The 14,465-nt window shown below is 63.9% G+C and carries 16 protein-coding genes; 7 read left to right on the plus strand and 9 right to left on the minus strand.

Annotation, left to right across the window (positions count from 1 at the left end; translation table 11 throughout):
- From betA to betI, 3 genes are all read right to left on the minus strand, one after another.
- Entirely contained in the window at positions 1–1,656 is a 1,656-nt protein-coding gene (gene betA, locus AKL02_RS12800; protein WP_083078884.1) for a choline dehydrogenase, read from the minus strand.
- 104 nt (positions 1,657–1,760) lie between these two features.
- On the minus strand, positions 1,761–3,212 hold the full coding sequence (gene betB, locus AKL02_RS12805; RefSeq protein WP_083078885.1) for a betaine-aldehyde dehydrogenase: 1,452 nt from the start codon (positions 3,210–3,212) through the stop codon (positions 1,761–1,763).
- Entirely contained in the window at positions 3,209–3,790 is a 582-nt protein-coding gene (gene betI / locus AKL02_RS12810; RefSeq protein ID WP_083078886.1) for a choline-binding transcriptional repressor BetI, read from the minus strand. The genes betB and betI overlap by 4 nt, the downstream gene beginning before the upstream one ends.
- A gap of 117 nt (positions 3,791–3,907) precedes the next feature.
- On the opposite strand from betI, the gene AKL02_RS12815 reads away from it, so the two are divergent.
- Genes AKL02_RS12815 through choV form a run of 4 tightly spaced genes read left to right on the plus strand, consistent with a single transcriptional unit; the run spans position 3,908 to position 7,433 of the window.
- Complete coding sequence (locus AKL02_RS12815; protein WP_078522864.1) at positions 3,908–4,852, plus strand: choline ABC transporter substrate-binding protein; 945 nt, start codon at positions 3,908–3,910, stop codon at positions 4,850–4,852.
- A 35-nt stretch (positions 4,853–4,887) separates the two neighbouring features.
- A complete protein-coding gene (locus tag AKL02_RS12820) occupies positions 4,888–5,529 on the plus strand; it encodes a hypothetical protein (protein ID WP_083078887.1) in 642 nt (213 codons plus the stop codon).
- A gap of 18 nt (positions 5,530–5,547) precedes the next feature.
- Positions 5,548–6,384 (plus strand): choline ABC transporter permease subunit, encoded by an 837-nt coding sequence (choW, locus tag AKL02_RS12825; RefSeq protein ID WP_078547496.1) that lies wholly within the window; start codon positions 5,548–5,550, stop codon positions 6,382–6,384.
- Positions 6,381–7,433: a choline ABC transporter ATP-binding protein gene (gene choV, locus AKL02_RS12830; protein WP_083078888.1), complete on the plus strand. Its 1,053-nt coding sequence runs from the start codon at positions 6,381–6,383 to the stop codon at positions 7,431–7,433. Before choW ends, choV begins: the two co-directional genes overlap by 4 nt.
- A gap of 115 nt (positions 7,434–7,548) precedes the next feature.
- Here the strand turns inward: choV and AKL02_RS12835 are convergent, their stop codons facing one another.
- Positions 7,549–8,454 carry a DMT family transporter gene (locus tag AKL02_RS12835; RefSeq protein ID WP_108722404.1) on the minus strand — a complete coding sequence of 302 codons (906 nt, stop codon included), beginning with the start codon at positions 8,452–8,454 and terminating at the stop codon, positions 7,549–7,551.
- Positions 8,455–8,508: 54 nt separating this feature from the next.
- A complete protein-coding gene (locus tag AKL02_RS12840) occupies positions 8,509–9,120 on the minus strand; it encodes a LysE/ArgO family amino acid transporter (protein ID WP_083078889.1) in 612 nt (203 codons plus the stop codon).
- A gap of 95 nt (positions 9,121–9,215) precedes the next feature.
- On the opposite strand from AKL02_RS12840, the gene AKL02_RS12845 reads away from it, so the two are divergent.
- Positions 9,216–10,070 (plus strand): LysR family transcriptional regulator ArgP, encoded by an 855-nt coding sequence (locus AKL02_RS12845; protein WP_083078890.1) that lies wholly within the window; start codon positions 9,216–9,218, stop codon positions 10,068–10,070.
- 109 nt (positions 10,071–10,179) lie between these two features.
- A complete protein-coding gene (locus tag AKL02_RS12850) occupies positions 10,180–10,515 on the plus strand; it encodes a cupin domain-containing protein (RefSeq protein ID WP_083078891.1) in 336 nt (111 codons plus the stop codon).
- A gap of 10 nt (positions 10,516–10,525) precedes the next feature.
- On the opposite strand, the gene AKL02_RS12855 is transcribed toward AKL02_RS12850, so the two are convergent.
- Positions 10,526–11,299, minus strand: a complete 774-nt coding sequence (locus AKL02_RS12855; protein ID WP_083078892.1) for a transglutaminase-like domain-containing protein — start codon at positions 11,297–11,299, stop codon at positions 10,526–10,528.
- Positions 11,300–11,547: 248 nt separating this feature from the next.
- Positions 11,548–11,979, minus strand: coding sequence for an FKBP-type peptidyl-prolyl cis-trans isomerase (locus AKL02_RS12860; RefSeq protein WP_078522873.1), 432 nt, complete (start codon positions 11,977–11,979; stop codon positions 11,548–11,550).
- Positions 11,980–12,189: 210 nt separating this feature from the next.
- On the opposite strand from AKL02_RS12860, the gene AKL02_RS12865 reads away from it, so the two are divergent.
- Positions 12,190–13,167: a hypothetical protein gene (locus AKL02_RS12865; protein ID WP_133051978.1), complete on the plus strand. Its 978-nt coding sequence runs from the start codon at positions 12,190–12,192 to the stop codon at positions 13,165–13,167.
- 45 nt (positions 13,168–13,212) lie between these two features.
- Here AKL02_RS12865 and AKL02_RS12870 read toward each other — a convergent pair whose 3' ends face one another.
- Both AKL02_RS12870 and AKL02_RS12875 read right to left on the minus strand, forming a co-directional pair.
- A complete protein-coding gene (locus AKL02_RS12870; protein WP_083078894.1) occupies positions 13,213–13,953 on the minus strand; it encodes a YebC/PmpR family DNA-binding transcriptional regulator in 741 nt (246 codons plus the stop codon).
- 109 nt (positions 13,954–14,062) lie between these two features.
- On the minus strand, positions 14,063–14,458 hold the full coding sequence (locus AKL02_RS12875) for a hypothetical protein (protein ID WP_083078895.1): 396 nt from the start codon (positions 14,456–14,458) through the stop codon (positions 14,063–14,065).
- Positions 14,459–14,465: the final 7 nt, after the last annotated feature.

The following is a 14,465-nucleotide window of genomic DNA, read 5'->3' on the forward strand; positions in this document are numbered from 1 at the left end:
TCAGCGCTGCGCCACTTGCCAGTTCGGCGCGACCCATGGCTCGAGGTTTTCGCGCGCGAGCGGCGCGCGGCCCAGCAGGTGATCGGCCATCTTCTCGCCCACCATGATCGAGGGCGCGTTGAGGTTGCCATTGGTGATCCGCGGGAAGACCGAGCTGTCGGCGACCCGCAGCCCCTCCACCCCGATCACGCGCCCTTCCGGATCGACGACCGCACTCGGATCGTCCGCCGCCCCCATCTTCGCGGTGCCGCAGGGGTGATAGGCGCTCTCGGCATGCTCGCGGATGAACGCGTCGATTTGCTCATCCGTCTCGACCGCAGCTCCCGGCTGGATTTCGTGCTTCACATGCGCGGCCATCGGTCCTTGTGCAAAGATCTCCCGCGTTAGGCGAACGCATTTGCGGAACTCGGCCCAGTCGTCGGGGTGGCTCATGTAATTGAACTTGATCTCCGGCTTGGCTTCGGGATCGCTCGAGCTGAGCCGCACATGCCCGCGCGATTTCGAGCGCATCGGCCCGACATGCGCCTGGAAACCGTGCCCCTCGGCGGCGGCCTTGCCGTCATAGCGCACCGCGATCGGCAGGAAGTGATACTGGATATCCGGGTAATCGATCCCGGCATCCGAGCGGATGAAAGCGCAGCTCTCGAACTGGTTCGACGCGCCGAGCCCGCCCTTGGTGAACAGCCACTGGGCACCCACCCGCGCCTTGCCGTAGAGGTTCCAGTATTTGAACAGCGTCACCGGCTGTTTCGCGGCGAATTGCATATAAATCTCAAGGTGATCCTGCAGGTTCGCACCCACGCCGGGGCGATCCGCCAGCACCTCGACACCATGCTCGCGCAGATGCTCTGCCGGGCCTACGCCCGACAGCATCAACAGCTTCGGCGTGTTGATCGAGCTAGCGGCCAGCACGACCTCGGAAGTCGCCCGGACCACCTCGATCTGGCCCTTTCGCTTGATCTCGACGCCGACAGCCTTCTTGCCTTCGAAGACGACGCGCCGCGCCAGACCGCGCACGATCCGCAGCTTCCCGGTCTTGAGCGCCGGGCGCAGATAGGCATTGGCCGCCGACCAGCGACGCCCCTTGTAGATCGTGGCCTCCATCGGCCCGAAGCCTTCCTGCTGCTGGCCGTTGTAATCCTCGGTCACCGGATAGCCCGCCGCCTTGCCCGCCGCGACGAACGCGTCGAACAGCGGGTTGGCGCGCGGCCCGCGGGTCACATGCAGCGGCCCCGAACGGCCACGCCATTCGGTTTCTTCGCCGCCATGCCAATGCTCCATCCGCTTGTAATAAGGCAGCACATCGGCATAGCCCCAGCCGGTTGCGCCGCTCTCTTCCCAATGGTCGAAATCGCGCGCATGGCCCCGGACATAGACCATGCCGTTGATGCTCGACGAGCCGCCCAGCACCTTGCCGCGCGGAGTCGCCAGTCGCCGCCCGCCCAGATGCTCTTCGGGTTCCGACTGAAAGCCCCAGTCGTAGATCCCCATATTCATCGGGTAGCTCAGCGCGCCGGGCATCTGGATGAACGGCCCCGCATCCGAGCCGCCATGCTCGATTACCACGACGTCGCGACCCGCTTCCACGAGCCGGTAAGCCAGCGCCGAGCCACCCGAGCCCGCGCCCACGATCACAAATTCTGCCGAAACACTCATATCTTCCCCTTGGCGGAAATATCCCGGGTGTCGCCGTTTGGCGCGCCATCGGCCCAAAGACCAACAGGCGACGGGCAGCGCCCCCAGCCTCCCCAAATTCGAACTCAGTACGGGCTCTCGACCGGCCCCATGCCGACATAGACGGATTTGAGCTGCGTATAATGCTCCACCGCCGCGCGCGAATTCTCGCGCCCGAAGCCCGATTGCTTCACCGCGCCGAAGGGCATCTCCACCGGCGTCAGGTTATAGGCGTTGATCCAGGTGGTGCCCGCCTGCAGCTGGCCGACCACACGGTGGCCGCGCGCCAGATCGCCGGTGAACACACCCGCGGCGAGGCCAAACTGCGTGTCGTTGGCCCGCGCGATCGCCTCTTCCTCGGTCTCGAAATCCAGCACCGACATGACCGGGCCGAAGATTTCTTCGCGCGCGATGGTCATGTCGTCGGTGACATCGGCGAAGACCGTGGGCTGCACGAAGAGCGGCCCCTCGTTGCCCGCAGAGCCACCGCAGACCAGCCGCGCGCCTTCGGATTTCGCGCTCTCGACATAGGACATCACCTTGTCGAACTGCGCCTTCGAGATCAGCGGACCGAACTGCGTCGCCTCATCGAGCGGATCGCCTGCGACGATGGTCTCCGCGCGCTCTTTCAGCCGGGCGAGGAATTTCTCCTTGATGCCCTTCTGCACGAAGACCCGCGTCCCGTTGGAACAGATCTGCCCCGAGGAATAGAAATTCCCCAGCATCGCCGCCCCGATCGCGCTTTCGATATCGGCGTCGTCGAACACGATCATCGGGGATTTGCCCCCCAATTCCATCGTGACGTGCTTCATGCCCGCCGAAGCCGCCTGATAGACCTTCGCGCCCGTCGGCACCGAACCCGTCAGCGAGACTTTCGCGATGCGCGGATCGGTGGACAGCGCCGCCCCCACCGGGCCGAAGCCCTGCACCACGTTGAAGATACCCGCGGGCATCCCGGCCTCGATGAAGATCTCGGCGAGCTTCAGCGCGCCCAGCGGCGTCATCTCGGAGGGTTTGAACACCATCGCATTGCCGGTCGACAGCGCAGGCGCGGATTTCCAGCAGGCGATCTGGCTGGGATAGTTCCACGCGCCGATCCCCGCGCAAACGCCCAGCGGCTCGCGGATCGTATAGGCGAAATCGCCGCCCAGCGGCATGGTCTCGCCGGTCAGCGTCGGCGCCAGACCTGCGAAATATTCCAGCGCCTCGGCGCCCGAGGGCCAGTCTGCCTCGCGGGTTTCCTGAATCGGCTTGCCGGTGTCGAGGGTTTCCAGCAGCGCCAGCTCCTCACCACGCTCACGGATGATCGCGACGGCACGGGTCAGGATGCGGCCGCGCTCGACCGGGCGCAGCGCCGCCCAGTCCTTCTGCGCCTCAACTGCCCCCGAAATCGCGGCGTCGATCACCGCAGGCGTCGCGGCGTGCAGCTTGGCGATCACCTCGCCGGTGCCGGGATAGGTGACGATCAGCTCGTCGCCGTCCGCATCTTCCATCCAGTCGCCATTCACGAAATGGCTTGCTTTCGGCTGTGCCCTCATTGGTGGACCTCCAATTCCTTTTCCAGATGCGCCAGCACCAGTTCGCAGGCGGCCTCGCGGTCGGGGTCGCCCGCGACCAGCGCCGCGCGGATGTAGACGCCGTCGATCATCGCGCCCAAACCCTCGGCCACGGAGCCCGCCCGGTCGCCGACCAGCGGCCGCAGCCCGTGCATGAGGTTCGAGCGCAGACGGCGCTGATAGATATGCAGCAGGCGCCTTGCATCGGCGCTCGACTGCGCGAGCACGTAGAAGTTCAGCCACGCGGCAATCGCCTCGTGACGGAACGAGCCAGCCGCGAAAGAGCCCATCACAACTGCGCGAACACGCTCGTGCGGGGTCTGCGCCATCGCCATCGCGCCACGGACTTCGGCCCCGTAAATCGACAGGATCGAGCGCATCGCGGCGAGGAAAATCCGGTCTTTCGACCCGAAATAATGGTGCGCCAGCGCCGAGGACATGCCCGCGCGCCGGGCGATCTGCGCGACCGTCACATCGAGCGATCCCGCCTCGCCTACTGTCTCAATAGTCGCTTTGACCAAGGCAGCGCGCCGTATAGGCTCTGCTCCAAGCTTCGGCATGTTCGGCCTCCTTCCGGGTGGCTTGCTTGCATGTCGAGCTAGAACATGTTTATTGACTCGTCAATCAACAACCGCATCCCGCGGTTTTTCTTAACGCTGCACAGGGAGAAAAAAAGCATGAAACTTCGTTCCACGCTCCTCGCAATGGGAGCTGCGCTCTCGCTCGGACTGGCAGGCACCGCGCCCGCACAGGCCGCCGATTGCTCGAAAGTGACCTTCTCCGATGTCGGCTGGACCGACATCACCTCGACCACCGCGGTCGCGACCACGATCCTCGAAGCGCTCGGCTACGAGACCGACACCAAGGTGCTCTCGGTTCCGGTGACCTACGAGGCGCTCTCGAAGGGCGATGTCGACGTGTTCCTCGGCAACTGGATGCCCTCGATGGCCGCCAACGTGGATCCCTACACCAAGGACGGCACGGTCGAGACGCTCGGCACCAACCTGACCGGCGCGAAATACACGCTCGCGACCAACGCCGCCGGCGCCAAGGCCGGCATCAAGGACTTCTCCGACATCGCCAAGCACGCCGACGAGCTGGACAACCAGATCTACGGCATCGAGCCGGGCAATGACGGCAACGCGCTGATCCTCGACATGATCGACAAGGACGCGTTCGGCCTGAAAGATTTCGACCTGAAGGAAAGCTCCGAGCAGGGCATGCTCGCGCAGGTCGCGCGCGCCGACAAGGCCGACAAGCCGATCATCTTCCTCGCGTGGGAGCCCCACCCGATGAACTCCAACTTCGACATCACCTACCTGTCGGGCGGCGATGACTTCTTCGGCCCCGACTACGGCGGTGCGACGGTCATGACCAATGTCCGCGCGGGCTATGTCGACGAATGCCCGAACCCGGGCAAGTTCGTCTCCAACCTGAAGTTCACCCTCGGGATGGAAAACGAGATCATGGGCAAGATCCTCGACGATGGCGATGATCCCAAGGACGCCGCGAAGGCTTGGCTCAAGGCCAACCCCGACGCTTGGAAAGCATGGCTCGACGGTGTGACCACGAAGGATGGCGGCGACGCGCAGGCAGCGGTCGAGAAAGCGCTGAACTCGTGAGCCTTCGGGCGAAATATTCGCGCGGGCGACAGGGCATGCCCCTCCGCCCCCGCTTCCCCTCGGTCCGCGCCCTCACCGGCGCGGCCCTTCTCTTCGCGGGGATGATCGCAGCGCCCCTCACCCCGGCGCGCGCCGCGGATTGCCCCGACACCAAGGCGCTGCACGCGGCAGGCGTCACGCTCACCCGCAACACCCCGAAAATGGCGCAGGCCTATCGTTACGAGAACGGCACGCTGACCTCCTACCGGGTCGACGATCCCGAACTCGGCCGGCCGCCCAAGCGCGAGCGCTACGACCATCCGCTGGCGGTGAGCCTGCAGGAAATGGACGGGCGCAGCTTCGCGCTCATCTATGATGACGACCCCGCGCGGCTCGACCAACTGCCGCAACTGGGCAACTGGCGCACCCCGGTGAGCCTGAAAGTCGACGGCGAGACCAAGGATCGCGGCACCATCTCCTACGCCTATCGCGGCACCGGCTCGGTGCAGATCGGCGCGTGCCGCTACGATGTCTGGCAGGTCGTCGAACGGATCGTGATGGGCAAGCTGCGCACCGCCTTCCTCAAGGAATTCTCTCCCAAGGCCGGGCTGGTCCTGCGCGTCACCAAGCTCGACCCCGAAACCGGCAAGGCGCAATCGCAAGTCGCCTTCGACCGCATCGAGACGCGCCAGAAATAACAAACCGCAAGGACAGCTATGAACTGGTTGACCGATACCAAAATCCCCGTGGGCAAGACGGCCAAGATCGTGATCGACTGGCTGCAGGACCACGCCGCACCGCTCTTCGACGCGCTCTCCGTGGCGCTGAAAGCCCTGATCGACGCAACGCTCTGGGTGCTGCAAGGCCCCCCGCCCCTTCTCGTGATCCTCGCCTTCGCGGTGATCGCCTACCTGCTGCAGCGCAGCTGGAAGATTTCGCTGCTGGTGATCGTGGGCTTCCTCTTCATCCTCAACCAGGACTACTGGGAGGAGACGACCGAGAGCCTCACCCTCGTGATCGCCGCCTGCGTGGTCTGCATGGGGATCGGCGTGCCGATCGGCATCGCCGCCGCCCACCGTCCGCGCCTGTATTCGGTGCTGCAGCCGGTGCTCGACCTGATGCAGACGCTGCCGGCCTTCGTCTACCTGATCCCGGCCATCGTCTTCTTCGGCATCGGCATGGTGCCCGGCCTGATCGCGACCGTGATCTTCGTTCTGCCCGCGCCGATCCGCCTGACCCATCTGGGCGTTTCCTCGACGCCCGACACGCTGACCGAGGCCGCACAGTCCTTCGGCGCGACCAAGAGCCAGCTCTTGTGGAAGGTCGAACTGCCCTATGCCACACCGCAGATCATGGCCGGTCTGAACCAGACCATCATGCTCTCGCTGTCGATGGTCGTGGTGGCCGCGCTGGTCGGCGCGGACGGCCTCGGCGTGCCAGTCGTGCGCGCGCTCAACACCGTGAACACGGCGCTCGGCTTCGAGTCCGGCTTCGTGATCGTCGTCGTCGCCATCATCCTAGACCGCATGCTGCGCCGCGGAGGTTCGAAATGACCCAGACCAAAGCCAAAACCGCCGTCAAATTCGACAATGTCTCCATCGTCTTCGGCGACCGCCCGCAAGAGGCGCTGCCCCTGATGGATGAAGGGCTCTCGCGCCCCGAGATTCAGGAGCGTACCGATCAGGTGCTGGGCGTGCATGACTGCTCGGTCGAGGTGCCCGAAGGCGAGATTCTCGTGCTGATGGGCCTCTCGGGCTCGGGCAAATCGACGCTGCTGCGCGCGGTGAACGGGCTCAACCCGGTCGTGCGCGGTCAGGTCGAGGTGCATGACGGCGAGCGTCTCGTCGACGTCACCCATGCCGACCCCGCGACCTTGCGCAAAATGCGCCTGAACAAGATCGCGATGGTCTTCCAGCAATTCGGCCTGCTGCCCTGGCGGACCGTGCGCGAGAATGTGGGCCTCGGCCTCGAACTCGCCGGCATGAGCAAGGCGGAACGCCGCAAGAAGGTCGACACCCAGCTGGAACTGGTGGGCCTGTCGGACTGGGCCGACCGTCAGGTGGCCGAGCTGTCGGGCGGCATGCAGCAGCGTGTGGGTCTTGCGCGCGCCTTCGCCACCGACGCGCCAATCCTTCTGATGGACGAGCCCTTCTCCGCGCTCGACCCGCTGATCCGCACCAAGCTGCAGGACGAGTTGCTGGAGCTGCAAAACAAGCTCAAGCGCACGATCATCTTTGTCAGCCACGACCTCGACGAGGCGTTCAAGATCGGCAACCGGATCGCGCTGATGGAAGGCGGGCGGATCGTGCAATGCGGCACCGCGCGCGACATCATCGCCAAGCCCGCCAACGGCTATGTGGCCGATTTCGTGGCCCATATGAACCCGCTGGGCGTGCTCACCGCCGAGGACATCGCCGATCCCGTCGGCACGCCCACCGGCGACGCCACCGGCGAGCCAATGCCCGCCGACGCGCCCGTGCGCGACGTGATGGAGCGGCTGCGCCACGAGCCTGCGGTGCCCCTCACCGATGGCCGTGTCGTGACCCGCGAGGGCGTCATCACGCGGCTCATCGACCCCCAGCGCAGCGCCGAGGCGAGCTGAGGGACGCTTCGCGGAGGATATTTGGAGCAGTTGGAAGACAGGCCACAGCGCCCCTTCCAACTGCCTCAAATATCCCCGCCGGAGGCATCCGACATTTGCAAAAAGCGCCGCGCTGTCAGATCTTGGTGGCCGGCGGAGGCGGCGTCACCCGGCGTTTGAGCTGCGCCTCGCGGAAGGTCATGTAGCTGACCGAGGCGATGATGATCGCGCCGCCCAGGATCACGTAAGGATCCGGGCGCTCGCCGAAAATCGACCAGCCCGCAATCGCCGCCCAGACCAGTTGCAGGAAGATCACCGGCTGCGTCACCGTCACAGGCGCCGCGGCGAAGGCCCGCGTCATGCAGTAATGCCCGCCCGTCGCGAACACCGCGACCGCACCCAGCCAGAGCGTCTCGGACAGCGTGATCGGCTCCCATTTCCAGATCGCCACCGGGGCAAGCGCGACGGTCACCACCAGCGTCATCATCGCGACCACCGTGCCTGCGGGCACGTAATCGGTCAACCGCTTCGCCGCGAGATAGGCGCCGCCGAAGAACAGCGCCGCGCCAAGCTGGGCGAGATGGCCGGGCTCGATCGCGCGCATCCCCGGGCGCAGGATGATCAGCGCCCCGATCAGTGCGACGATCACCGCCGTCACGCGTCGCCAAGCCAGCCCCTCGCCTAAGAGAAGCGCACCGCCCACCGTCACCACGATCGGGTTGAGGTAATTGATCGCAGTGACATCGGCGATCGGGATATTGCTCATCGCGAAGAACCACAGCCCAACGGCAACCGCGTGCAGGAGACCGCGCACGCCGAACAGCGCCCAGACCTGAGGCGGGAAGCTCTGCCGCAGAATGCGGGCCAGCGCGGGCGCGAAGAAGATCAGCCCCCACATGAAGCGCACGAAGGCCGATTGCGCGGCGGGCACCTGATCGCCCAGCCAGTGAACGATGATGTTCACCATCACGAAACAGGCCGTGGTGGCGAGCATCCACAGGATGCCGATCAGCGGTTTGTTGGGTTTGTCTTGCGCGGTCATAACCCCTCTTGGACGCTGGTTCGGCACCGCGCGCAAGGGGCGGCTTTGTGTCGGTTATAATGCGCCCGCCGCGAGCTTCCAGGCGATCGAGCCCATCAGCACCGCGATCAGCGCATCGAGCACCCGCCACGCGCTCTCCTTGGCGAAAAGCGGCGCCAGAAGCCGCGCGCCATAGGCCAGCGCGAAGAAGAACACGAACGAGGCCACGATCGCGCCCGTAGCGAAGCTGATCCGCGCGCCCGCGAACTGCGCCGAGACCGCGCCGAGCAGCACCACCGTATCGAGCCAGACATGCGGGTTCGCCCAAGTGAAAGCGGCCACCGTCACCAGCACGGCGCGCAGGGACGGTGCGCTGCCTGCGCTCGGGTCGAGATGCTCCCCGCCCCGGATCGCCGCCAAAGCGGAGCGGATCGCATACCAGCTAAGAAAAGCGACACCGCCCCAGCGCAGCGTCTCCGGCAGCCATGGCAGCGCGGTCGAGGCAGCGGCGAAGCCCGACACGCCAAGCGCGATCAGCACCGCATCGGAGAGCGCGCAGAACAGCGCCACCGCGAAGACATGCTCGCGCCGCAGCCCCTGACGCAGCACGAAGGCGTTTTGCGCGCCGATCGCCACGATCAGCCCGAGCCCCAGTTTCAGCCCCGCCCAGAATGCCGCCAATTCCATCCGCCTCACCTCTTGTCTGCTCAGAGACGCTTCTCAGTGCCGGGACGTGCGTATAAGTTCAACTTAATTAAACTAACTCTGTATAAGTAAAACTTATGTTCGACTATGCCGCGCTGGATGCGCTCGCCACCGTGATCGAGACCGGAAGCTTCGAGGCCGCCAGCGCGCGGCTCGGGGTATCGCAATCGGCCGTCTCGCAACGGGTCCGCCAGTTGGAGGAACGCATGGGCGCGGTTCTGGTGATCCGTTCCACGCCTTGCCGCGCGACCGAGGATGGGGCGCGGCTGATCGCCCATCTGCGCGAGGTGGCGCTTCTGGAGACCGAGCTTGCGCCCTCCGAGACCCCGCCGGTTCTGCGCATCGCGGTGAATGCGGACAGCCTCGCGACATGGGTGCTGCCCGCGCTGGCCGAGGTGGAGGGCGTGCGTTTCGATCTGGTGATCGACGATCAGGACCATTCCGCGGGGCTTTTGCGCCGGGGCGAGGTCGCGGGCGCGATCACCGCCGACGAGGGGCCGATTGCGGGCTGCGACAGCGTGAGCCTCGGGCGGCTGCGCTATATCGCGACGGCGAGCCCGGACTTCGTCGCGCGCTATTTCCCGAACCGGATCGACCGGCACAGCTTGCGCGCGGCCCCTGCCCTGCAGTTCAACGCCAAGGATCGCCTGCAGGACCGCTGGGCCTCGATGATCGCGGGCATGCCGATGGGGCTGCGCGCGCATCGTATCGGCTCGACCGAAGGCTTCGTGGAGGCCTGTCTGCGCGGCATGGGCTGGGGGCTCAACCCCGAGGTTCTGGTGCGCGCGCATCTGGAAAGCGGCGCGCTGGAACGGCTGGGCCCGGCGCCGATCGATGTGCCGCTCTACTGGCAAAGCGCAAGGCGGCTCAAAGCCCCGCTCGCGCCGCTAACCAAAGCGCTGCGGCAGGCGGCGAAAGCGGTGTTGTTGTAAGGGGTCAGGAAGGGGTTGATCCGGCAGCCTGAGCGCGCGCATTGCCCACGACCAGCGCGCCGCCCATAGTGACGTATGTCCCGCAGGCTCGTCAGGAGGAGAGACGCCCATGGAGCTACCCGATTTCATTCAGGCCTTCCCCGCCCTAGACCTGCCGTTTCCCGAAGATCAGGTGCGCAGCCACGCGATCCGCTCGGAGGCGGGGCTGGTGGTGTTCCTGCACTTCCTCACCGATTTCGACCTGCCGCCCCATGCGCATAAGGCTCAGTGGGGCACGGTGATCGAAGGCGAGGCGGAGCTGACCATCGCAGGCGAGACCCGGGTCTATCGCCCCGGCGAGAGCTACGAAATCCCCGCGGGCGCGGAACATTCGGCGCGGCTCAAGGCGGGGACGAAGGTGATCGACGCCTTCGAGGAGGCCGATCGCTATCCGCTGAAACCCTGAGGGACCACGCTCAGACCCGGATCACCGAGACGCTCTGGTTAATGAGCATCGCGGGTGCCTGCGATTCCATGAAGGCCACGTCATAGGCATCGCGCCCCACCGCGACCAGCGCCATGTTCTCGGGCCCGCACATGCCGGTCGCATCGACCATATGCCATGCGCCATCGAGCCAGACCTCGGCCACGGCGTGGAAATCCTGCGGCCACACATCCGGCCCGTAGGAGGACGCCATGCGCGCCGGAATCTGCGCCGCGCGCACCATCGCGCAGAACAGATGCGCATAGTCGCGACAGACCCCTGCCCGGCCCGCGAAGGTCTCGAGCACGTTGGTGTCGCTATCCGACGCGCCGGGCACGTAAGACAGGTTCTTCTCGATCCAGTCGCGGATCGCGGCCACTTTCGCCCCGCCCTGCAGATCGCCGAAACGCTTGCTCACGAAGGAGACGAATTTGTCCGACTGCACGTAGCGCGAGGGTCGGATATAGGGCGCGGCCTCGGCGGGCAGTTCATGGAGTTGTGCCGCCTCCATCTGCGTCAGGTCGATCGCCGGACGCGTGATGTCGATCAGCGCCTGATAATGCAGCGTCATCTGGGTACCGACCTGCGCCCAGATCCGCTCGCCCACGCCGCAATCGCCCGCGATCCGGCCCACGCTCGCATCGCCGAGGTTCATCGACGCGTTGACGATCTCCTGCCCCGGAGCGTGCGCGGCTTCGAGCACCAGCGCGACCGTATTCGGCTGCGGGAACTGGTATTGCATCTGCACGTCGACGGAAATGCGCATGGCGGCTCCTCCTCTCGGGATTCAGGTGGTGTCACTGGGATGGAGCGCGCCGCGTAACAGAGACACGTCGGTGGGGAAAGGGGGGCGCAGACGGTTTGGTTCCCAAGTGACGTAGCGCCGGAAACGAATAGCCGTGAGCGGGGTCGTCGCGACGGTTTCGCAATGCGCCCGAAGCCTCTTTGAAACGAGAACGGCGGCTGCACCTCGAAAGCACAGCCGCCGTTGAAACACGCCAGATGCGTGCAGGCTTACGCGTCGATCTTGACGAGTTCGACGTCGAAGGTCAGCGCCTTGCCGGCGAGCGGGTGGTTCGCGTCGAGGACGAGTTCTTTCTCGTTCGCCTCGGCAACGGTCACGTTCACGGTCTGACCGTCCTGGGTCTGAACCTGAAGCTGGGTGCCCGGCTCGGTCGGGATGTCGTCGGGGATGTTCGCGCGGTCGACCGACTGCATGCGCTCGGGGTGATGCTCGCCATAGGCCTCTGCAGGCTCGACGCGCACGGTGCGCTTTTCACCCTCTTCCATGCCGGTCACGCCCTTGTCGAGGCCGGGGATGATCTGGCCCGAACCGAGCGTGAAGGACAGCGGGTCGCGGCCTTCCGAGCTATCGAAGACGGAGCCGTCGTCCAGCTTGCCGGTGTAATGAAGATGCAGGGTGTCGCCAGCCTTTGCCTGGGTCATGGTGATATCCTTTCGCGGGGAGATGAATTTGCCGAGGCCACGGGGTTACGCAGGTGCTCGGAGCGTCACGCGACAAAGTGGGGGTTCTGACCCGGAATGTAAACCGGGGGGCCGGAATTCGGGTGTATTTTGACGGCCTAGTTGCGTGAACTTGACAAGCTACAGCTTCATGCGGAGCGTTGCGATAGTTAACTTTGGGGAGTAAATTTATTGAAATACATTATTCGCGATGAGCTCGTGCGAACATCCACTGAAATTTCCGAAAGCAGATTTGAGGAAGTAAAGAACGCAGCTAGCCGCATCAACCTAATTTGGGACGTCGAGGAGAACTTCGATTTGTTTGCAAGAGCGTTCGTCGAGCTCGAAAAATACCAGATGACAGCAGCGCTTCAATACTACTATTCTGCACGAGATCCGGAGGGTGTTGATGAGCTATTCGAAGAAACTCGCCCTCAACTAAACCTGAAACTTGTTGCACTTCTAACTGCATCGAGAGCCTATGAAGAGCAGCTTCATCAGCGCGCATCATGCCTGAGAAAACTGACAGAAAATTCTGAAATTGAATTCAAAGGGGCTTTTTCGAACGCGTTTGACGCTAGCTTCGAATATCGCGTGATGTACAACTTAAGAAACCACGCACAACATCAGCGCCCTCCTTTAGGACGTCTCTCCTTTTCTCATTCCAGCCAATGGAAGAGTGAACCCAGACACGAATCTCCAGCTCGCTCAAGAATTTCGATAAACCCCAAGCTGAACACTGAGGAATTGATCAACTCTAAGAGATTCAACCAAAAGGTCCGCGATGAAATTAACGGTCTCAACTTAAAACATCTAGATCTTAAGTTTTTCACACGCGGGTTTATCCAAGAAATTTACAAGATTCATCAGCATTTTCGTAGAACCACAGAAAATGACCTTCAAAAATTTCTTGGCATCTTGAAAGTCGAAAACGAGAGACTCAGCATCTTGGCTGGGCAGAGCTGCGACTATCCGGTGCTTGAAAAAATAGACGAGAACGGAAATCGGGAACGGACTTTGATAGACTATGCCCATCAAGCGCGAATTCTAGCCAAGAGGAAACACTGGACCGGACTTGAATGGGTTCAAGGAGGCTTCATTTCATCAGAGATCAGCTATTCGAATGATACCTTCCCAAGAAGTCACGAGAAAATCTGGGTAGCCAAATAAAAAGCGCCCCGGAGGGCGCTTTTGACGATTTTCGGTGCGGATCGCTTACAGCTGGGCTGCGACCTCTTCGGGCACGTCGAAATTGGCGGTGACGGATTGCACGTCGTCATCGTCTTCGAGCGTGTCGATCAGCTTCATCAGCTTCTGGGCGGTTTCCAGATCGACCTCGGTGCGGTTCTGGGGCTTCCAGATCAGCTTGGCTTCCTCGGCCTCGCCCAGTTCCTTCTCCAGCGCGTCGGAGACATCTGAGAGGTCTTCCATCGTGCAGTAGATCCAGTGGCCTTCGTCGTCGCTCTCGACGTCTTCGGCGCCAGCCTCGATCGCGGCCATCAGCACGGTCTCGGCATCGCCCACGGAGGCGGGATAGATGATCTCGCCCATCCGGTCGAACATGAAGGACACCGAACCGGTGGTGCCCAGATTACCGCCGTTCTTGGTGAAGGTGGAGCGCACGTTCGACGCGGTGCGGTTGAGGTTGTCGGTCATCGCCTCGACGATCACCGCGATGCCCTCGGGGCCGTAGCCCTCGTAGCGGATCTCGGTATAGTCATCGCCGTCGCCCGCCTGCGATTTCTTGATCGCGCGGTCGATCACGTCTTTCGGCATCGACTGGGACTTGGCCGCTTTCACGGCGAGACGCAGGCGCGGGTTCTTCTCGGGATCGGGGTCGCCTATCTTGGCGGCGACCGTGATCTCTTTCGAGAGCTTGGAAAACATCTTCGAGCGCGCCGCATCCTGCTTGCCCTTGCGGTGCTGGATGTTGGCCCATTTTGAGTGGCCTGCCATGGGTATCTCCGTTCGGAATAGTCGCGAAATCGACCCCGTATAGTGCGCAACGGGGGGATGATTCAAGATAGATGGGTTGCAGGCGGTGCCGGGCGCCCGCCATTGCCGATCAATGCGGCAGCTTGAGGACCCCGTCGGGCTGGCTGCGCGAGGGGATCGGCTCGGGCGTCTTGAAGCTCCAGCGGCGGCCTTGCGCGTCCTTCAGCGTGACCTCGGCATAGGGCTGGAAGATATTGCCGACCCCGACGCCGCCGAGATAGCTCGGCTCGAACCGGGTCACCTGATAGCGCATCGGATGCAGGCACCCGGCCAGATCGCCGGTATACTGGCCCGAGATATTGGCGCGGCAGACCGTGCCGTCAATGAAGGAGACACGCATCACGGTGCCCTGAAAGGTCACCCGGTCGGGCCAGGAGGGCGCGCGGGTGCCCTGCCCCGGCACGCAGGCGGCGAGCGCGAGCGGTGCGAGAAGCGACAGGGCGGCGAGACGGGCGGCAAAGCGCATGGGGGAA

This window comes from Thioclava electrotropha (assembly GCF_002085925.2).
Taxonomy (GTDB): Bacteria; Pseudomonadota; Alphaproteobacteria; order Rhodobacterales; family Rhodobacteraceae; genus Thioclava; species Thioclava electrotropha.

Coding starts and splice junctions, on each gene's coding strand:
- choV (WP_083078888.1), top strand. CDS start 6,381: ATGACCCAGACCAAAGCCAAAACCGCCGTCAAATTCGACAATGTCTCC.
- AKL02_RS12860 (WP_078522873.1), bottom strand. CDS start 11,979: ATGACCCAGGCAAAGGCTGGCGACACCCTGCATCTTCATTACACCGGC.
- AKL02_RS12820 (WP_083078887.1), top strand. CDS start 4,888: ATGCCCCTCCGCCCCCGCTTCCCCTCGGTCCGCGCCCTCACCGGCGCG.
- AKL02_RS12815 (WP_078522864.1), top strand. CDS start 3,908: ATGAAACTTCGTTCCACGCTCCTCGCAATGGGAGCTGCGCTCTCGCTC.
- choW (WP_078547496.1), top strand. CDS start 5,548: ATGAACTGGTTGACCGATACCAAAATCCCCGTGGGCAAGACGGCCAAG.
- betB (WP_083078885.1), bottom strand. CDS start 3,212: ATGAGGGCACAGCCGAAAGCAAGCCATTTCGTGAATGGCGACTGGATG.
- betA (WP_083078884.1), bottom strand. CDS start 1,656: ATGAGTGTTTCGGCAGAATTTGTGATCGTGGGCGCGGGCTCGGGTGGC.
- AKL02_RS12840 (WP_083078889.1), bottom strand. CDS start 9,120: ATGGAATTGGCGGCATTCTGGGCGGGGCTGAAACTGGGGCTCGGGCTG.
- betI (WP_083078886.1), bottom strand. CDS start 3,790: ATGCCGAAGCTTGGAGCAGAGCCTATACGGCGCGCTGCCTTGGTCAAA.
- AKL02_RS12835 (WP_108722404.1), bottom strand. CDS start 8,454: ATGACCGCGCAAGACAAACCCAACAAACCGCTGATCGGCATCCTGTGG.
- AKL02_RS12850 (WP_083078891.1), top strand. CDS start 10,180: ATGGAGCTACCCGATTTCATTCAGGCCTTCCCCGCCCTAGACCTGCCG.
- AKL02_RS12870 (WP_083078894.1), bottom strand. CDS start 13,953: ATGGCAGGCCACTCAAAATGGGCCAACATCCAGCACCGCAAGGGCAAG.
- AKL02_RS12855 (WP_083078892.1), bottom strand. CDS start 11,299: ATGCGCATTTCCGTCGACGTGCAGATGCAATACCAGTTCCCGCAGCCG.
- AKL02_RS12875 (WP_083078895.1), bottom strand. CDS start 14,458: ATGCGCTTTGCCGCCCGTCTCGCCGCCCTGTCGCTTCTCGCACCGCTC.
- AKL02_RS12845 (WP_083078890.1), top strand. CDS start 9,216: ATGTTCGACTATGCCGCGCTGGATGCGCTCGCCACCGTGATCGAGACC.